This is a genomic window from Cuneatibacter caecimuris (assembly GCF_004216775.1).
Classification (GTDB): domain Bacteria; phylum Bacillota; class Clostridia; order Lachnospirales; family Lachnospiraceae; genus Cuneatibacter; species Cuneatibacter caecimuris.
Genome location: NZ_SGXF01000010.1, coordinates 1 through 15,684, shown reverse-complemented (window position 1 = coordinate 15,684; position 15,684 = coordinate 1). Strand labels below are relative to the sequence as shown.

Here is a 15,684-nt window from a genome sequence, read left to right as displayed (position 1 = left end):
ATTCCGGAAAATCAGGAGGGAAACATGAAAGAAATTAGCATCAAATCTATTCCCAATATAAAAATCGGCAACGCCCAGAATGAAAAGGCAGGGACAGGCTGTACGGTGATCCTCTGCGGCAATGGAGCGCGGGCAGGCTTGGACGTGCGCGGAGGTGGGCCGGCTTCCCGGGAAAGCGAATTGTTAAAGCCCATGGCAGCTGCACAGAGCATCCATGCAGTGCTGCTTTCCGGCGGAAGCGCCTTTGGACTGGACGCGGCAGGAGGCGTACAGAGATATCTGGAAGAGCGGGGAATCGGCTTTGATGTTGGGATAACAAAAGTCCCCCTGGTGTGCCAGTCCTGCCTGTTTGATCTCACGGTGGGGGATATGATGACCAGGCCCGACCAGTCCATGGGTTATGAAGCATGCAGGAATGCAGAATCCGGAAATTACCGGGACGGAAATGTGGGGGCAGGGACAGGCGCCACTGTGGGAAAGCTTAAGGGAATGGAATACTGCATGAAGTCAGGAATCGGCAGCTTTGCGGTACAGATCGGAAAACTGCAGGTGGGGGCTCTGGCGGCAGTGAACGCCCTGGGAGATATTTATGACTGGAAAACCGGGGAAAAGGCAGCGGGCCTGCTGGATGAGAATAAAACGGATTTTCTGTCCTCGGAAGAGGAGGCATTTAAGAGCTATGAAGCAATCCATAATAAATTTGTGGGCAACACCACCATCGGAGCAGTGGTCACCAACGCAAAATTTGACAAGTCCCAGCTGTGCAAAATTGCAGGAATGGCCCAGGACGGCTATGCCCGTTCCATCCGCCCTGTACATACTTCCGCAGACGGAGACAGCATCTATGCCCTTTCCGCAGGAGAAATCGAAGCAGATCAGGACATGGTGGGAGCCCTGGCGGCGAGAGTGATGTCAGAAGCGATCCTGAACGCGGTGAAAAATGCGGAATCAGCATATGGTTTTCCCTGCAGGAAGGAGATTTTGGAGAAACAGATTATTTCCCGCAGATAATTTGCTTGAAAAAATAGTCCCAATATGATAAAAATGATAATACGCGTCTAAACTAAAGAATGGGGGAAGCAAATTACCATGTGGAAAACATTAAAAAAGAGATTTATTGGAGATAAGCGGTTTTACCTGATGGTTCTGGCAATTGCTGTTCCCATCATGATCCAAAACGGCATTACGAATTTTGTCAGCCTGCTGGATAACATCATGGTGGGCCAGATCGGCACGGAGCAGATGTCCGGCGTGGCCATTGTGAACCAGCTGATATTTGTCTATAATCTATGTATCTTCGGAGGCCTGTCCGGTGCGGGGATATTCACCGCCCAGTATTTCGGACAGGGAGACGACGAGGGCGTCAGGAATACGTTCCGCTTTAAAATCTGGCTGGCGGTACTGCTCACTGGCCTTGCCATTGTGATTTTTCTGACTTTGGGAGAGCCTTTGATCCGGATGTATCTCAGCGGCAGCAGCGACGGAGGGGATCTGGAAGCGGCGCTGCGCTACGGAAAAGAGTATCTTCTGGTCATGCTTCTTGGTCTGCCGGCGTTTATGATGGTGCAGATTTACGCCAGTACCCTGAGAGAATGCGGAGAAACCGTGCTTCCCATGAAAGCCGGCATTATCGCTGTAATCATAAACCTGGTTTTGAACTATGTGCTGATTTACGGAAAATTCGGCGCGCCGGCCCTTGGCGTGGTGGGCGCCGCAGTGGCAACAGTGATCTCCAGATATGCGGAAGCTGCCATTGTTTTGATTGCCTCCCACCGGGATAAAGAAAAAAACCGGTATCTCACCGGGCTGTACAAGACCCTGAAGGTTCCGGGCTACCTGATCAGAAATATTATCATTAAGGGTTCTCCTCTGCTGGTAAACGAGACGCTGTGGTCGGCTGCCATGGCGATGCTGGCCCAATGTTACTCCGTAAGGGGGCTGAACGTGGTGGCGGGCCTCAATATCTCCAATACCATCGCAAACCTTTTTAACGTAGTATTTATCGCACTGGGGGACTCCGTAGCTATTGTGGTGGGCCAGCTGCTGGGCGCGGGGAAAATGAAAGAGGCCCGGGATACGGATAACAAGATGATTGCCTTTTCCGTATTCTGCTGCCTTGGGGTAGCGCTCCTCATGCTGGTGATCGCGCCTCTGTTCCCGCGGATCTACAACACGACTGAGGCCGCCCGGGAGGTGGCGGCAGGATTTATTGTGATACAGGCCATATTTATGCCGCAGAACGCATTTCTCCATGCCGCATATTTTACGCTTCGGTCAGGAGGCAAAACTCTGGTCACATTTTTCTTTGACAGTGTGTTCGTGTGGTGCGTCAGCGTGCCCATCGCCTATTTCCTGAGCCGGTATACCAGCCTTCCGGTTCTGGTGATTTTTACGCTGGTACAGATCGGTGACTGGATCAAGTGCGGGATAGGTTTTGTTTTGGTGAAAAAGGGAGTCTGGCTGCAAAATATTATTACAGAAAAAGGAGCTTAGAATGAAGCGAGAGAAATTTTCTTCCCGCCTGGGTTTTTTATTACTTTCAGCAGGGTGCGCCATCGGTTTGGGAAACGTATGGCGCTTCCCTTATGTTACTGGAAAATATGGCGGGGCGGCGTTTGTCTGTCTGTACCTGTTGTTTCTGGTTCTGCTGGGCCTGCCGATTCTGGTGATGGAATTTGCAGTGGGGCGGGCGGCGCAGAAAAGCGTGGCAAAAGCTTTTGACACGCTGGAACCCAAAGGTACAAAATGGCATCTGAATAAATACTTTTCGCTGGCCGGGAACTATCTGCTCATGATGTTTTATACAACTGTAGCCGGGTGGATGATCGTATACTGTATCAAGATGATATCCGGAGAGTTTTCCGGGACAGACGCGGTCCAGGTGAAGGTCATTTTCGATCAGATGAAATCAGACGCTCCTTTGATGATCGCAGCCATGGGAACAGTGGTGGCAGGCTGTCTGCTGGTCTGTTCCATGGGGCTTCAGAAAGGGGTGGAGAAGGTTACTAAAGTGATGATGATCTGCCTGTTAGGCATTATGGCCGCGCTGGTGGTCTATGCGGTCACCCTGCCGGGAGCTGCAGAGGGGCTGTCTTTCTACCTGAAGCCGGACTTTGCAAAGCTTTTACAGGAAGGTGGTTTCGAGGCGGTTTTTGACGCAATGGGACAGGCCTTTTTTACACTGAGCATCGGCATGGGGTCCATCGCTATTTTTGGCAGTTACATCGGAAAAAGCCACAGTCTTACCGGGGAAGCAGTGCGGGTGACTGTTTTGGATACCGGAGTGGCGCTGGCTGCCGGCCTGATTATTTTCCCCGCCTGCTTTACCTTCGGCATACGGCCGGACAGCGGGCCGGACCTGATTTTTGTCACTCTCCCCAATGTGTTCGCCTCCATCCCAGGGGGCAGGGTCTGGGGGAGCCTGTTTTTTATCTTCCTTCTGTTCGCGGCGCTTTCCACTGTAATTGCAGTATTTGAAAATATTATCTCCTGGTGGATGGACGCACGAGGATGGAGCCGCAAAAAGGCAGTGTTTGTGAATCTCTTCGCCCTGTTCTTTCTTTCCCTGCCCTGCGTATTAGGATTTAATGTGCTGAAAGGCATCGCGCCGCTGGGGCCCGGAAGCAATATCATGGACCTGGAAGATTTTCTGGTGAGCAACAATATCCTTCCGCTGGGCTCTCTGGTGTTTCTGCTTTTCTGCACCAGAAGATACGGATGGGGATGGGATAACTTCAGGCAGGAAGCAAATACCGGCAGCGGGCTGAAATTCCCTGGCTGGGCCAGGCTTTATGTCAGCTATATTCTGCCGCTGGTGGTGCTGGGGATCTTTATACAGGGATACCTTTCAAAATTTTTTCTTTGACCGGCAGGCCTCCTTATATTCCTTCCGGATTTCTTTACAGGTATTCTGTTCAAAGATCAGCCCGGCCGCGAACCATGCCGGGGCGTAATCCAGGCGGATCAGGCCGTCCACGTTCAGGGGCGCGTCGCTGTAATCCCAGGGACACACGCCGAGCCTGCGCAGAAACCAGCCTGTGGAATATTCTGCGGCGAAAATCATCGTCATATATACTGTGCCGCGGACCAGCATATTGCGTTTGCATAGCAGCTTTCCCACCGGAGCCATAGCGGCAGCCATTCCGTAGATGGGGAACATCAGCAGAGAGGTGTTGCCCATAAGCCGTTTATCGCCGTTTTTATGATAATTTCCCAGGCTGGTGGCGAACAGCTCAATGGTCCAGCCAATAAAACCACATTGAATAAATTTATTTTTCATGAGAGTAGTATGGGTCTGCCTGAAAAAAATATGCGTTGAAAAAAAACAGCAAATCAATTATACTTGTAGGAAATGACAGGTATAAGGAGTTTGACGGAATGAAGATTGCAGTTTATGACGTGATGGATTTTGAATACCCTATCCTTGCCCGGATAAAAGAGGAGGGGAAAGCGGAACTGATTCTGACGGAGAAGCGTCTGGATAAGGAATCCATGGACTTTGCCGCGGGCTGTGACGGCGTAACGATCCTCGGTCCCAGCGTGATGGACCGGGGCCTTCTGGAAGAACTGAAAAACAGAGGGATCAGCTATCTGTCCACCAGGACCATCGGCTTTGATCATATTGATGTACAAGCGGCAAAAGAGCTGGGGATCCATGTGAGCAATGCCAGCTATGAACCGTATAATGTGGCGGATTTCACAGTAATGCTGATGCTCATGCTGCTGCGCAAGACGAAGGTATCCATCTGCCGGGCGCTGGTCAATGACTTTTCCCTGGGCGGAATGCAGGGAAGAGAGATGCGCAATATGACTGTAGGGGTGGTGGGCACCGGCAAGATCGGGTCCCATGTGGTGCGGAATCTGACCGGATTCGGCTGCCGGCTGCTGGCTTGCGACAAGTATCCCAGCCAGGCCGTGGCGGAAGATGCGGAATATGTTTCCTTAGAGAAAATATATCAGGAATGCGATATCATAACCCTTCATACGCCCCTGACGGATGAAAACTACCATATGATCGATAAGGAAGCGATATCAAAGATGAAGGATGGCGTGATCCTGATCAATACAGCCAGAGGCGCCCTGATCGACACGGAAGATCTCATTTCTGCCCTGGAAAGCGGTAAAGTGGGCGGTGCGGGCATTGACACCCTGGAGGAGGAAAAGGGTATCGTGCATCATGATATCGGAACTGATGTGGTGGAAGAGCGCTCGCTGTTCTATCTGAAGCAGTTTCCCAATGTGGTATTTACCCAGCACTACGCATTTTTTACAGCAGAAGCCTGTGAGTCCATGGTGCGCTGCGGGATTGATTCCCTCTGTCTGGGAGCCGGGGGCGCTTTTAACCCTTATGAGATCAGATGAATTTGAATAAAAATGATTAGAAAGCAGAGAAAGGGAGAGGAATACATTATGGGAAAGATTATATTGACTGGAGACCGCCCCACAGGAAGGCTGCATATCGGGCACTATGCCGGATCGCTGAAGCGCAGGGTGGAACTGCAGAATTCAGGAGAATATGAAAAAACGTACATCATGATCGCGGACGCCCAGGCGCTGACGGATAATGCGGACAATCCGGAAAAGGTGCGCCAGAATATCATCGAAGTGGCGCTGGACTATCTGGCCTGCGGCCTGGACCCTGAGAAATCCACGCTGTTCATCCAGTCCCAGATTTCCGAGCTGTGCGAGCTGACATTTTATTATATGGATTTGGTAACAGTTTCCAGGCTGCAGCGCAACCCTACCGTGAAAGCTGAAATTCAGATGAGGAATTTCGAAACCAGCATACCGGTGGGCTTTTTCACTTATCCCATCAGTCAGGCTGCGGATATCACCGCATTTAAAGCCACTACCGTGCCGGTGGGAGAGGATCAGCTGCCCATGATCGAGCAGACCAGGGAAATTGTGCGCAAATTCAATACTGTGTATGACGAAGTTCTGGTGGAGCCGGATGCGCTTCTGCCGGAGAACCAGGCATGCATGCGCCTGCCCGGAACAGACGGCAAAGCGAAGATGAGCAAATCCATCGGTAACTGCATCTATCTGTCTGATTCAGCGGATGAAGTGCGCAAAAAGGTGATGGGCATGTATACGGACCCGCTGCACCTGCAGGTCAGTGATCCCGGGCATCTGGAAGGTAATACGGTATTTATTTATCTGGACGCGTTTTGCCGCCAGGAGCATTTTGAACGCTACCTGCCGGAGTACGCAGGCTTGGATGAGCTGAAGGCTCATTATCAGCGGGGAGGGCTGGGTGACGTAAAAGTGAAGAAATTCCTGAACAATGTCCTTCAGGAAGAACTGGAACCTGTGCGCAGCCGGAGGAAAGAATACGAAAAGGATATTCCCGCTATATATGATATTCTGAAGAAAGGAAGCGGCGAGGCCAGGGAAGTTGCCGCTCAGACACTTTCTGACGTAAAACGGGCCATGAAAATAAATTATTTTGACGATGCGGATTTAATCCAGGCACAGGTGGAAAAATATCGGTAAGGAGCCGGAAACATATGGGAGAAATCGGAGCACAGGTATCCAGCCTCAGGCCGTACCTGCAGGATCTGGGATCTATGCGGGCTTCCTTCCGGAAGCTGTCTGAAATGGGATACAGGATCGTTCAGCTGCAGTGGATCTGCCCCGGGATCAGTCCGGAAGAAATCGCGGAAGGGCTGCAGGACAGCGGCCTGACCAGCGTTTCCACCCAGGACTTTTATGAAGAGGTCCGGACGCGCTTTCCTTATTTTCTCCGGCTGAATGAACTGTGCGGCAGCAGGCATCTTTGCTTCAGCGGGATTCCTGAAAAACTGCGGAGCAGCAGAGAGGGGTGCATTCAGTTTGCCTCTGAAATCACAGAGCTGTCAAAAGCGGCAGAGGACCGGGGAATGATTCTGGTTTTCCATCCCAGGAGTCAGGAGCTGGCGCAGATAGAGGGAAAAACCGCGTCGGAATGGCTTATGGAGCATGTGCCTGCTTCGGTTCAGATGGGTTTGGACCTCTATCATGTGAACAAAGCCGGTCTGAATATGGCTGACTGGATCAGAAAATTCCGGGGGCGGATGGATTTTGTGCATTTTAAAGATGAGAAGTTTCTGCCGGACGGAAGAAAAATCCTGGTTCCTGTGGGCCAGGGGGATACAGACTGGGAAGACGCGGTCAGCGCCTGCAGAGAGACTGGACTGCGCTGGATATTTGCAGAGCAGGAACGCTGGGAAAAGGATGCTTTTGTCTGCATGCGGGAAAGCCTGGAGTGGCTGGACGGGCATATATAAGGAGGTGGCGGCATGGCGCAGGTTTTGTTTCAGCAGCTGTTCGGAAAAAGCAGCGTGGCTTATCTGGTTCTGGAAAAGTGGGAGCAAAAACTGCCGTCAGTGACCTATGCGAATCCTGCAGCCTGTGCTTTTCTGGATACAAAAGAGGATAAGCTGTTGGGAAAACAGCTTTTTTCTGTTTTTGGAAATCTTCCTGCCGAACAGGAGGAAAAGCTAAAGGGCTGCTTTGATGATTTGGGCAACGGCCTGATCGCTGTAAATACCCAGAACAGAAAAATTTTGCTGGGAGTGTCTGAAATTGCCGGCGGCGCGTGGAGCTGTGCCCTCCGGGATCTTTCAAACTGCAGCCGGAGACAGGAAATTAATGAGAATCCCCGGCAGAAAGCGCTGGAACGGGCTTTGGAAGCGGCAACCGCAGCGAGCCAGGCAAAGTCCAGTTTCCTTTCTCAGATGTCTCATGATATCCGTACTCCTATGAACGCCATCATAGGTATGACAGAGATTGCCCTGAGGCATGAAAATGATCCTGTGAGAGTGAAGGACTGCCTGCAGAAAATCAAGAGCGCTTCAGGCCATATGATGCAGCTCATCAATGAAGTGCTGGATATGTCCCGCATTGAAAGCGGCAAGATCGTCCTGGAGGAAGAAGAGATGGATTTGGCGGACTTCCTTCACGGCCTGATGGCGGTGATCCGGCCTCAGGCAGATGAGAAGGGCCTGAAGGTTCATCTGGAAATAGGAAAGCTGTGTTCAGAACGGATGAAGGCAGATGAACTGCGCCTCCGCCAGATTTGCATGAATTTATTGTCAAATGCGGTGAAGTTTACGCCGGAAGGCGGTTCTGTAACTGTCTGGATGCAGGTGGAAGGCAGAGCGGAAAAAGGCAGGTTTTCATTCCGGGTCAGCGATACCGGTCCCGGCATGTCCAGGGAATTCATGGACAGGCTGTTCCAGCCATATGAGCGGGAACGCAGTATGACAGTGAACAAAATCCAGGGAAGCGGCTTGGGGCTTTCCATTGTAAAAAGCCTGACAGAACTGATGGGCGGATCGGTTGAAGCGGAGAGCGAACCAGGCCAGGGGGCCAGCTTTCTCGTACGGATACCGGTTCAGCTTCTGGAAGAAGATGTGGAGAAATTCAGCAGGGCTCTGCAGGGCGCTGCCGTATTGGTGCTGGAACCAGATTCAGGCAGACTGGCCGGGCTGGTTTCCGCGCTGGATCAGTATGGAATTAAGTGGGATCATGCTGCGTGCGGGAATGACGCTGTGGATTTGCTGAATGAGGCCGCTTTTTCCGGAAAAGATTACTTTGCCCTGCTGACCGCAGAGGAGATCCCTGATATTGAAATTACGCAGCTGCTACCTGAGATTCGGCGCAGGATGGGGATTGATTTTCCAATGGTTATGATGTCAGAACATGACTGGTCACAGATGGAATATATCCTGAAACGGTCAGGCGTTTCTGAATTTTTTCCGCTGCCAGTTTTTGCAAGCAGGCTGCTGGCCCTCCTTTATTCCTTTACGGAGGAAGGAAAAATAGAAATTGAAGAAAAAAACCGTCCTGTCCGGAGGAGCTACCAGAACCGCCGCCTGCTGCTGGTGGAAGACAATGCGCTGAACTGCGAGATTGCAACAGAAATCCTCTCCGTATCAGGCATTCAAATCGATACTGCTGAAAACGGCCTTAAGGCAGTGGAACGATTCCAGGGCATGCCTGAAAATTATTATGATTTGATTCTCATGGATATACAGATGCCTGTGATGGACGGGCTGGAGGCGGCCAGACGGATTCGCGCTCTGGAACGGAAAGATGCAGGGAGCGTTCCGATTGTGGCGATGACTGCCAATGCCTTTGTGGAAGATGTACAGGACTCTTTGAAGGCGGGAATGGATGCGCATATATCAAAACCTCTTGACGCGGACCAGGTGCTGCACTGCCTGGATCAATGGGCGGGAGGTGATTGAGTTGAAGATATATCAGAAAAAATATCTTGAGAACCTCCGGAAAACCGCGAGGATATCAGAATATGGAAATGACAGGTATAAGGATTTTGATGATTTTCTGACCGACAGGAGCAGACGTCAGGATCTGCTTCTCCAGTACAGCCGGGAGAATACCGGATTGCTCAGAGATAACCTGATGCCGCTGCTGGACGATATACTCAGCGCTTCAGAGGAAGATATCAGAGAGCTGACGGAATTTTCCGGTGCGCTGATGGGCGACCATAAGGACACAGTGCTTCAGTATTATATTTCTTACGCGGTGGTTACATATGCCAGAAAATATGGGAAACGGGATCTCCTGATCCGGGAACTGTATCAGACAGGAATGTCCCTGTATTATCTGGAGAGCATGATGAGGCGGGTGAATCTGAGCAGGTATTGCTGGAAAATGCGCATGATGTTCGGAGAAGCAGCTTCGTTTATCAGGATTTATGATGAAATAGAGGATACGGAGACCCGGGGGTATATTCACAGGGCAATGGGAAATCTGGCGCTGACTTATTCAGTTCTGAATCAGGACGGTCTGCACAAAAAGATGGCTGCCATCAGAAATTCTCTGGAGATACTGAATGATCCGGTTTATCAGGAGAAAACACCCTCTCTTCCATGGGATATTTATATTTATAAAAGCCATCAGGAAAGGACTGCCGCATTGGGCGGCCTCAGGGAAAACTGTGGGAACCTGCAGTTTGTCCGGGAAGTAATGGAGTCCGCTCAGTATATTCATGCCAGCCAGCTGGAAGCTTCCAGGATGCGTGGAGAGCCCATGCAGCCGCAATGGCAGTATGCTTATGAAGCGGCCCAGTACCACTGCGGTATTTTTTCGCTTTCTGATTTGATGCATGCATTGGAAGGGATTTATACTGGTATTTCCCCAAAGGATTTTTCCCAGCAGGGTATGTTCGCCAATGTTTTTCTGCCCGGCGTTTATGCCAGCTATATGGCGAAGGAGCCGGACTTCCTGCAAAGCAAGAAATCTGTCCTGACCTATATGTACAGCCGCTTGATACAATATATGAAATCCGCGCCCAACGACAGGAATCAGGAGAGGCTTTTTTTCTATCTGCTTTCAACAGTGATGACTTTTGTGGAATATCCCGGCGGCATACAGCTGAAAGATCTGGCCATGGAGCTGATCGCCGCCCGGGGGCCTCTGACATATATTCATTCCGGTATGACTGCCAGACTTGCAAAATTGATGGCGGAAGAGGCTGTTGAGAAAATTCCGGAGACGCTGGTGGGAATAGCAGGTACAGGAAATATAGAAGAAGTGCGCCTGAAGAAAGAAGATATCTGTTCTCAGGCATACAACAGCGGATTCCTTCATGATGTAGGCGTTCTGAATTTTCTCAGCCTGGTCACCCTGACCGGCAGACAGTGGATGGAGGAAGAACGGCTGTTATTCCAGTTTCATACTTCTGCGGGCAAAAAGATTCTTGCGCAGAGCCAGTCCACAAAGCTTTATGCCGCAGTAGCGGAGGGACATCATAAATGGTATGACGGGACAGGCGGCTATCCGGATCTGTATGTTAGGCCGGAAGGGCCGGAAGCGATATTGACTGATCTGGTATCCATTGCGGATAAACTGGACGGGATGACTGATGACAAAGCTCTGCATCTCAGAAAAGCAGTATCGCTGGACGACGCGGTGGAAAAGATCTGCCGGGAGGCAGGAACCAGATATGCGCCTCATTTTGCCGCGCTTCTGGGGCCTCTCAGGCCCAGGCTGCAGAAAATACTGGAGGAAGGCAGAAGAGAGGCTTACGCGGAGATATACCGTATGACAGCAGATCAGGATTAAGGGGAGTGAAACAGGTAATTTTATGAAAATTCAGAGACACAGCAAAATAGTGGAGTTAATCGGGAAATATGACATTGAGACTCAGGAAGAGCTGGCGGAGCTGCTCAATGAGTCTGGCTTTCGGGTGACTCAGGCCACTGTATCCAGGGACATTCGGGAGTTGAAGCTAACCAAAGCCGCGGGCCCTGAGGGCAGGCAGAAATATATGATTCTGCAAAACCGCGAAAATGAATTGAGTGAAAAATATGTGAGAGTACTGCGGGACTGTTTTATTTCAATGGATATGGCGCAGAATATTCTTGTAATCAAAACGGTATCGGGAATGGCAATGGCCGCCGCCGCGGCGCTGGATGCCGTCCATTTTTCCGAAATTGTGGGCTGTATTGCGGGAGACGACACGATCATGTGCGCGGTGCGTTCTGTGGATGAGACAATCGTGCTGATGGACAAATTAAATAAAATAATTTATCCTGACTGAAAATACAAAGGAGGGGAAATATGCTGCTGAATCTGCATGTAAAAAATCTGGCGCTGATCGATGAAGCGGATGTGGAATTCGGAGAGGGCCTTCATGTGCTGTCAGGTGAGACCGGAGCAGGCAAATCGATCCTGATCGGCTCCATGAATCTGGCGCTGGGAGAAAAGGTTCCCAGAGACGTGATCAGAAGCCATGCGGACTATGCCTATGTGGAAATGGTATTCCAAATTGAAGAGGATAAGCTGCCTTTTTTAGAAGAGGAGGGAATCTTTCCGGAGGACGGCCTGCTGATTATTTCCAGAAAAATCCTGCCGGGCAGGAGCGTCAGCAGGATCAACGGCGAGACGGTGCCTGTTTCAAAGCTTCGGCGGCTGACCAGCCGGCTGATGGATATTCACGGCCAGCATGAGCATCAATCGCTGCTCTATCGGTCCAGACATCTGGAAATCCTGGATATGTTCGGCGGCACACAGATCCGGGAGCAGAAGAAACTGGTTTCTGAATCATATAGAAAATTGGAAGTCCTGAAAAAAGAAATCGCACGTTTTTCCATGGATGAAGAACAGCGCCGCAGGGAACTATCTTTTATAGAATTTGAAATTCAGGAATTGGAGGAAGCGTCGCTTGTTTCCGGAGAAGAGGAGGAACTGACGGCTTCGTACCGGAAACTGCTTCACAGCAGAGAGCTTGCGGAAGGTTTGGCGCAAGTCTGCGCAGCTGTCAGCGGAGAGGGCGGCAGCGCTTCGGAATCCCTGGGGTCGGCTCTTCATGCAATGCAGCATGTGATCCAGTATGATGAAGAAGGCCTGGCCCCGCTGCAGCAGCAGCTCTATGATATTGAAAGCCTGCTGGCAGATGTGAGCCGGGACGCCGGAGATTATCTGGAAAATATTGATGTGGAAGAAGAAGCGCTGGATCAATTGCAGAAGAGGCTGGATTTGATTCATGCGATGAAATCCAAGTATGGCGGAAGCGTGGATGCGGCGCTGGAATATTTGAAGGAGCAGAGGGAACGGCTGGAGGAGCTTCGGAATTATGAAGCCTGCAGAGCGCAGCTGTTGGCGGAGTCAGATTCTGTCGAAAAACATCTCAACCTGCTTTGCCAGGAGTTGCGCAGGCTGCGGGGGGCTGCGGCGAAACCGCTGGCGGAGCAGATTTGTGTTCATTTGAAAGATTTGAATTTTTTAAATGTAGAATTTGAAATTGCTTTAACGCAGCTGGCAGAAGCAACTGCCGGAGGCACGGATGAAGCAGAGTTCATGATTTCCCTGAACCCAGGTGAAAAGCTGAGGCCATTGGGTCAGGTCGCCAGCGGAGGCGAGCTGTCCAGGATTATGCTGGCTCTGAAAACTGTGCTGGCGGAAAAGGACGATATTCCCACCCTGGTTTTTGATGAAATTGATGCCGGCATCAGCGGCAGAACGGCGGGAAAGGTAGGAGAAAAACTCAGGCAAATCGGAAGAAGCCATCAGGTAATCTGCATATCCCATTTGCCGCAGATTGTGGCTATGGCTGACAGCCATTATCTGATCCGCAAACAGGCGGAAAAAGACTCTGCAAAAACAATGATCCAGAAACTGGACAGAGAGGAAAGTGTGACAGAGCTGGCCAGGCTGATCGGCGGGGTTTCGATCACTGAAACTACCATTCAGAGCGCCCGTGAAATGAAGGAATTGGCAGAGGCAACAAAATAATACCAGAGAGTTTTCCGCTCCCTATCACATACTAAGCAGGACAAAAATGCAAAGGTGGTGATGAGGTGCCGGAAAGCAGAAAAAAGAAACTTCTGTGTGTGATATGGATTTTGGCGGCAGTGTTTTTGATAACCGGGGGAATATGGAACCGGCTGTCAGGAAGTATTCCTGAATATGTCAGAGTCTGTGCTTCCAAAGAAGAAGCTTTAACGCTCCCTGCTGCCTGCAGTGTCAGTGCCAGCGACCAGAATGTACTTCTTCAGCGCGGAGAAAACGGTGTTCAGATCTATGCCGGTAAGACGGGAACCTACCAGTTAGGCGTCCGCCTCTTCGGTTTCTGGAAGCTGGATGACATTACGCTGGAAGTGGTGGACCAGGAATATCTGGTTCCCGGAGGGATGCCTGTGGGGATCTATCTGAAATCTGACGGCGTGATGGTCATAGGGACCGCAGATGTTTCTGATATAAATGGGTTGACGGTGAATCCGGCAGAAGGAAAGATTGAGCCAGGAGATTATATTCTGGCTGTGAATGGAAAGAATGTTTCAGGTAAAGAGGAACTGCTACAGTTTATAGCTGAAAACGGGGGAAAAGACGATATCCTGACAATCAGGAGAAATGAGTCGGTATCACAGGTAAAACTAACGCCTGTCAATACTGCGCCGGGAGAATACCGGCTGGGATTGTGGGTAAGAAGCGATCTGCAGGGAATCGGGACGCTGACGTATATGGATCAAAAGGGAAATTTTGGCGCCCTTGGCCATGGAATCAGTGATATTGATACAGGAGAAGTTGTGAATTCCTGTGATGGGACGCTTTATGCGGCTCAAATCCATGGCGTAACGAAAAGCACTTTCGGCAAGCCCGGATGCCTGTCTGGTTCGATCCGGTATGAAGAGGACCTGGAATATGGAAAGATAGTAAAAAATACATCCCAGGGAATTTTCGGGAAAATCAGCGAAAATTATCAGAAGGAATACCAGCAGGAAGCTGTGCCGGTAGCCGGGAAACAGCAGGTTCATACAGGAACCGCTTATATTCGCAGCTGGCTGTCAGGTAAACAGGAAGATTATGAGGTACAAATAACAAGTTTGAATATGTCAGATCATAATCAGAATAAGGGACTGGTGTTAGAGGTTACCGACCCCAGGCTGTTGGAGCTGACAGGGGGCATTGTTCAGGGAATGAGCGGCAGCCCGATCCTGCAGGATGGGAAATTTGTCGGAGCAGTTACGCATGTGTTTGTACAGGATTCGACGAAAGGTTACGGTATTTTCATAGAAGACATGCTCCGAATGCAAGATAAAAGTTGAAAATACAAAAGATTTGGTGAATTATACGCCAATAGATGTATCCGGGGGTTCTGCTGCGGCAGTTCCCCCGGATTTTTGGACAAAAGAAGAAAAATGTCGAAGAGTGCGAAATTCCGTTATTGAAAATGAAAAATCCCTTTCGTATAATACAAATGCTGTAAAAAAAGAACGAAAATGAAAATACGGAGGAAATCATGGAAAAGTTGAATGTGGCGCTTGCTGATGATAATGAACGAATTTTGGCACTGTTAACGGAAATATTGAGATCAGATCCTGAGATCAATGTTGTGGGGACGGCCAGCGATGGGGAGGAGGCATATGAAATGATTTTGGAGAAAAAGCCAGACGTGGTCTTATTAGATCTAATCATGCCGAAAGTTGACGGTTTGACTGTAATGGACCGGATCAGAAAGGAAAAAGACCTGAAGAAAAAACCTTCTATCATTGTTGTGACCGGAGTGAGCAGCGAAGCGATCACGACAGACGCTTTTGAGATGGGCGCCGCATATTACATATTGAAACCATTTGACCATTCCACGATCCTGAGCCGCGTAAAACAGATCGGGAGTGCCAGAGAAAAAGGGCTGAGCGGAAGAGTCTACAGCGCAGATGTCAAGAGCGGCGGGGTTTCCTTCGAGAACACAGAGAAATTTACGGATATGGAATGGAGCCTGGAAGAGAATATCACATCCAAACTTCACGAACTGGGAGTTCCTGCTCATATTAAGGGCTATCAATATATGAGAGATGCGATCCTGATCTGTGCAAAAAATCCGGAAATGATTAATTGTATTACAAAATCGTTATATCCGGAGATCGCCAGAAAATATCAGACTACTGCCAGCAGAGTGGAGAGGGCGATCCGGCACGGCATTGAAGTGGCCTGGAACCGTGGGAGAACAGATACAATTGAAGCAGTTTTTGGATATACGGTACATACAGGAAAAGGGAAACCCACCAATTCAGAATTTATCGCCTTGATAGCAGACCGGCTGCGTCTGGAATATAAAGTAAAATAACGCATAATATTTTGAATAAATTTTATATCTAATTTTTGATTATCCGCAAAAATACTACACTTTCAAGCATTTTGAAGTATAGAAAAACACTCATTTTACCACGAATTTAC

Annotated in this window: 13 protein-coding genes; 12 read left to right on the top strand and 1 reads right to left on the bottom strand. The window is 49.9% G+C overall.

The window, feature by feature from the left end; genetic code table 11:
• The first annotated feature begins 24 nt into the window (after nt 1-24).
• From EV209_RS15510 to EV209_RS15500, 3 genes are all read left to right on the top strand, one after another.
• Entirely contained in the window at nt 25-1,011 is a 987-nt protein-coding gene (locus tag EV209_RS15510; protein WP_130436388.1) for a P1 family peptidase, read from the top strand.
• A gap of 78 nt (nt 1,012-1,089) precedes the next feature.
• The gene (locus EV209_RS15505) at nt 1,090-2,493 is read left to right on the top strand and encodes an MATE family efflux transporter (RefSeq protein ID WP_130436387.1); all 1,404 of its coding nucleotides are present in this window, start codon (nt 1,090-1,092) and stop codon (nt 2,491-2,493) included.
• Between the two features lies 1 nt (nt 2,494).
• Nucleotides 2,495-3,865, top strand: coding sequence for a sodium-dependent transporter (locus tag EV209_RS15500; protein WP_130436386.1), 1,371 nt, complete (start codon nt 2,495-2,497; stop codon nt 3,863-3,865).
• On the opposite strand, the gene EV209_RS15495 is transcribed toward EV209_RS15500, so the two are convergent.
• A complete protein-coding gene (locus EV209_RS15495) occupies nt 3,848-4,279 on the bottom strand; it encodes a putative ABC transporter permease (RefSeq protein WP_130436385.1) in 432 nt (143 codons plus the stop codon). The genes EV209_RS15500 and EV209_RS15495 overlap by 18 nt on opposite strands.
• Nucleotides 4,280-4,377: 98 nt before the next feature.
• Between EV209_RS15495 and EV209_RS15490 the strand changes: the two genes are divergently transcribed.
• From EV209_RS15490 to spo0A, 9 genes are all read left to right on the top strand, one after another.
• Nucleotides 4,378-5,361 carry an NAD(P)-dependent oxidoreductase gene (locus EV209_RS15490; RefSeq protein WP_130436384.1) on the top strand — a complete coding sequence of 328 codons (984 nt, stop codon included), beginning with the start codon at nt 4,378-4,380 and terminating at the stop codon, nt 5,359-5,361.
• A gap of 48 nt (nt 5,362-5,409) precedes the next feature.
• The gene (trpS, locus tag EV209_RS15485; RefSeq protein WP_130436383.1) at nt 5,410-6,492 is read left to right on the top strand and encodes a tryptophan--tRNA ligase; all 1,083 of its coding nucleotides are present in this window, start codon (nt 5,410-5,412) and stop codon (nt 6,490-6,492) included.
• A 14-nt stretch (nt 6,493-6,506) separates the two neighbouring features.
• A complete protein-coding gene (locus EV209_RS15480; RefSeq protein ID WP_130436382.1) occupies nt 6,507-7,265 on the top strand; it encodes a sugar phosphate isomerase/epimerase family protein in 759 nt (252 codons plus the stop codon).
• 12 nt (nt 7,266-7,277) lie between these two features.
• Nucleotides 7,278-9,230 (top strand): hybrid sensor histidine kinase/response regulator, encoded by a 1,953-nt coding sequence (locus EV209_RS15475; RefSeq protein WP_130436381.1) that lies wholly within the window; start codon nt 7,278-7,280, stop codon nt 9,228-9,230.
• A 1-nt stretch (nt 9,231) separates the two neighbouring features.
• On the top strand, nt 9,232-11,070 hold the full coding sequence (locus tag EV209_RS15470) for an HD-GYP domain-containing protein (protein WP_130436380.1): 1,839 nt from the start codon (nt 9,232-9,234) through the stop codon (nt 11,068-11,070).
• 22 nt (nt 11,071-11,092) lie between these two features.
• A complete protein-coding gene (gene argR / locus EV209_RS15465) occupies nt 11,093-11,548 on the top strand; it encodes an arginine repressor (protein WP_130436379.1) in 456 nt (151 codons plus the stop codon).
• A gap of 20 nt (nt 11,549-11,568) precedes the next feature.
• Nucleotides 11,569-13,242: a DNA repair protein RecN gene (gene recN, locus EV209_RS15460; protein ID WP_130436378.1), complete on the top strand. Its 1,674-nt coding sequence runs from the start codon at nt 11,569-11,571 to the stop codon at nt 13,240-13,242.
• Between the two features lie 65 nt (nt 13,243-13,307).
• A complete protein-coding gene (gene spoIVB / locus EV209_RS15455) occupies nt 13,308-14,555 on the top strand; it encodes a SpoIVB peptidase (protein WP_130436377.1) in 1,248 nt (415 codons plus the stop codon).
• Between the two features lie 194 nt (nt 14,556-14,749).
• Nucleotides 14,750-15,574, top strand: coding sequence for a sporulation transcription factor Spo0A (gene spo0A / locus EV209_RS15450; RefSeq protein ID WP_130436376.1), 825 nt, complete (start codon nt 14,750-14,752; stop codon nt 15,572-15,574).
• Nucleotides 15,575-15,684: the final 110 nt, after the last annotated feature.

Excerpts from the sequence above, each read along its gene's own strand:
- EV209_RS15490 (WP_130436384.1), top strand. The coding sequence starts at position 4,378 with ATGAAGATTGCAGTTTATGACGTGATGGATTTTGAATACCCTATCCTT.
- EV209_RS15500 (WP_130436386.1), top strand. The coding sequence starts at position 2,495 with ATGAAGCGAGAGAAATTTTCTTCCCGCCTGGGTTTTTTATTACTTTCA.
- trpS (WP_130436383.1), top strand. The coding sequence starts at position 5,410 with ATGGGAAAGATTATATTGACTGGAGACCGCCCCACAGGAAGGCTGCAT.
- spo0A (WP_130436376.1), top strand. The coding sequence starts at position 14,750 with ATGGAAAAGTTGAATGTGGCGCTTGCTGATGATAATGAACGAATTTTG.
- EV209_RS15480 (WP_130436382.1), top strand. The coding sequence starts at position 6,507 with ATGGGAGAAATCGGAGCACAGGTATCCAGCCTCAGGCCGTACCTGCAG.
- argR (WP_130436379.1), top strand. The coding sequence starts at position 11,093 with ATGAAAATTCAGAGACACAGCAAAATAGTGGAGTTAATCGGGAAATAT.
- EV209_RS15475 (WP_130436381.1), top strand. The coding sequence starts at position 7,278 with ATGGCGCAGGTTTTGTTTCAGCAGCTGTTCGGAAAAAGCAGCGTGGCT.
- recN (WP_130436378.1), top strand. The coding sequence starts at position 11,569 with ATGCTGCTGAATCTGCATGTAAAAAATCTGGCGCTGATCGATGAAGCG.
- EV209_RS15495 (WP_130436385.1), bottom strand. The coding sequence starts at position 4,279 with ATGAAAAATAAATTTATTCAATGTGGTTTTATTGGCTGGACCATTGAG.
- EV209_RS15505 (WP_130436387.1), top strand. The coding sequence starts at position 1,090 with ATGTGGAAAACATTAAAAAAGAGATTTATTGGAGATAAGCGGTTTTAC.
- EV209_RS15510 (WP_130436388.1), top strand. The coding sequence starts at position 25 with ATGAAAGAAATTAGCATCAAATCTATTCCCAATATAAAAATCGGCAAC.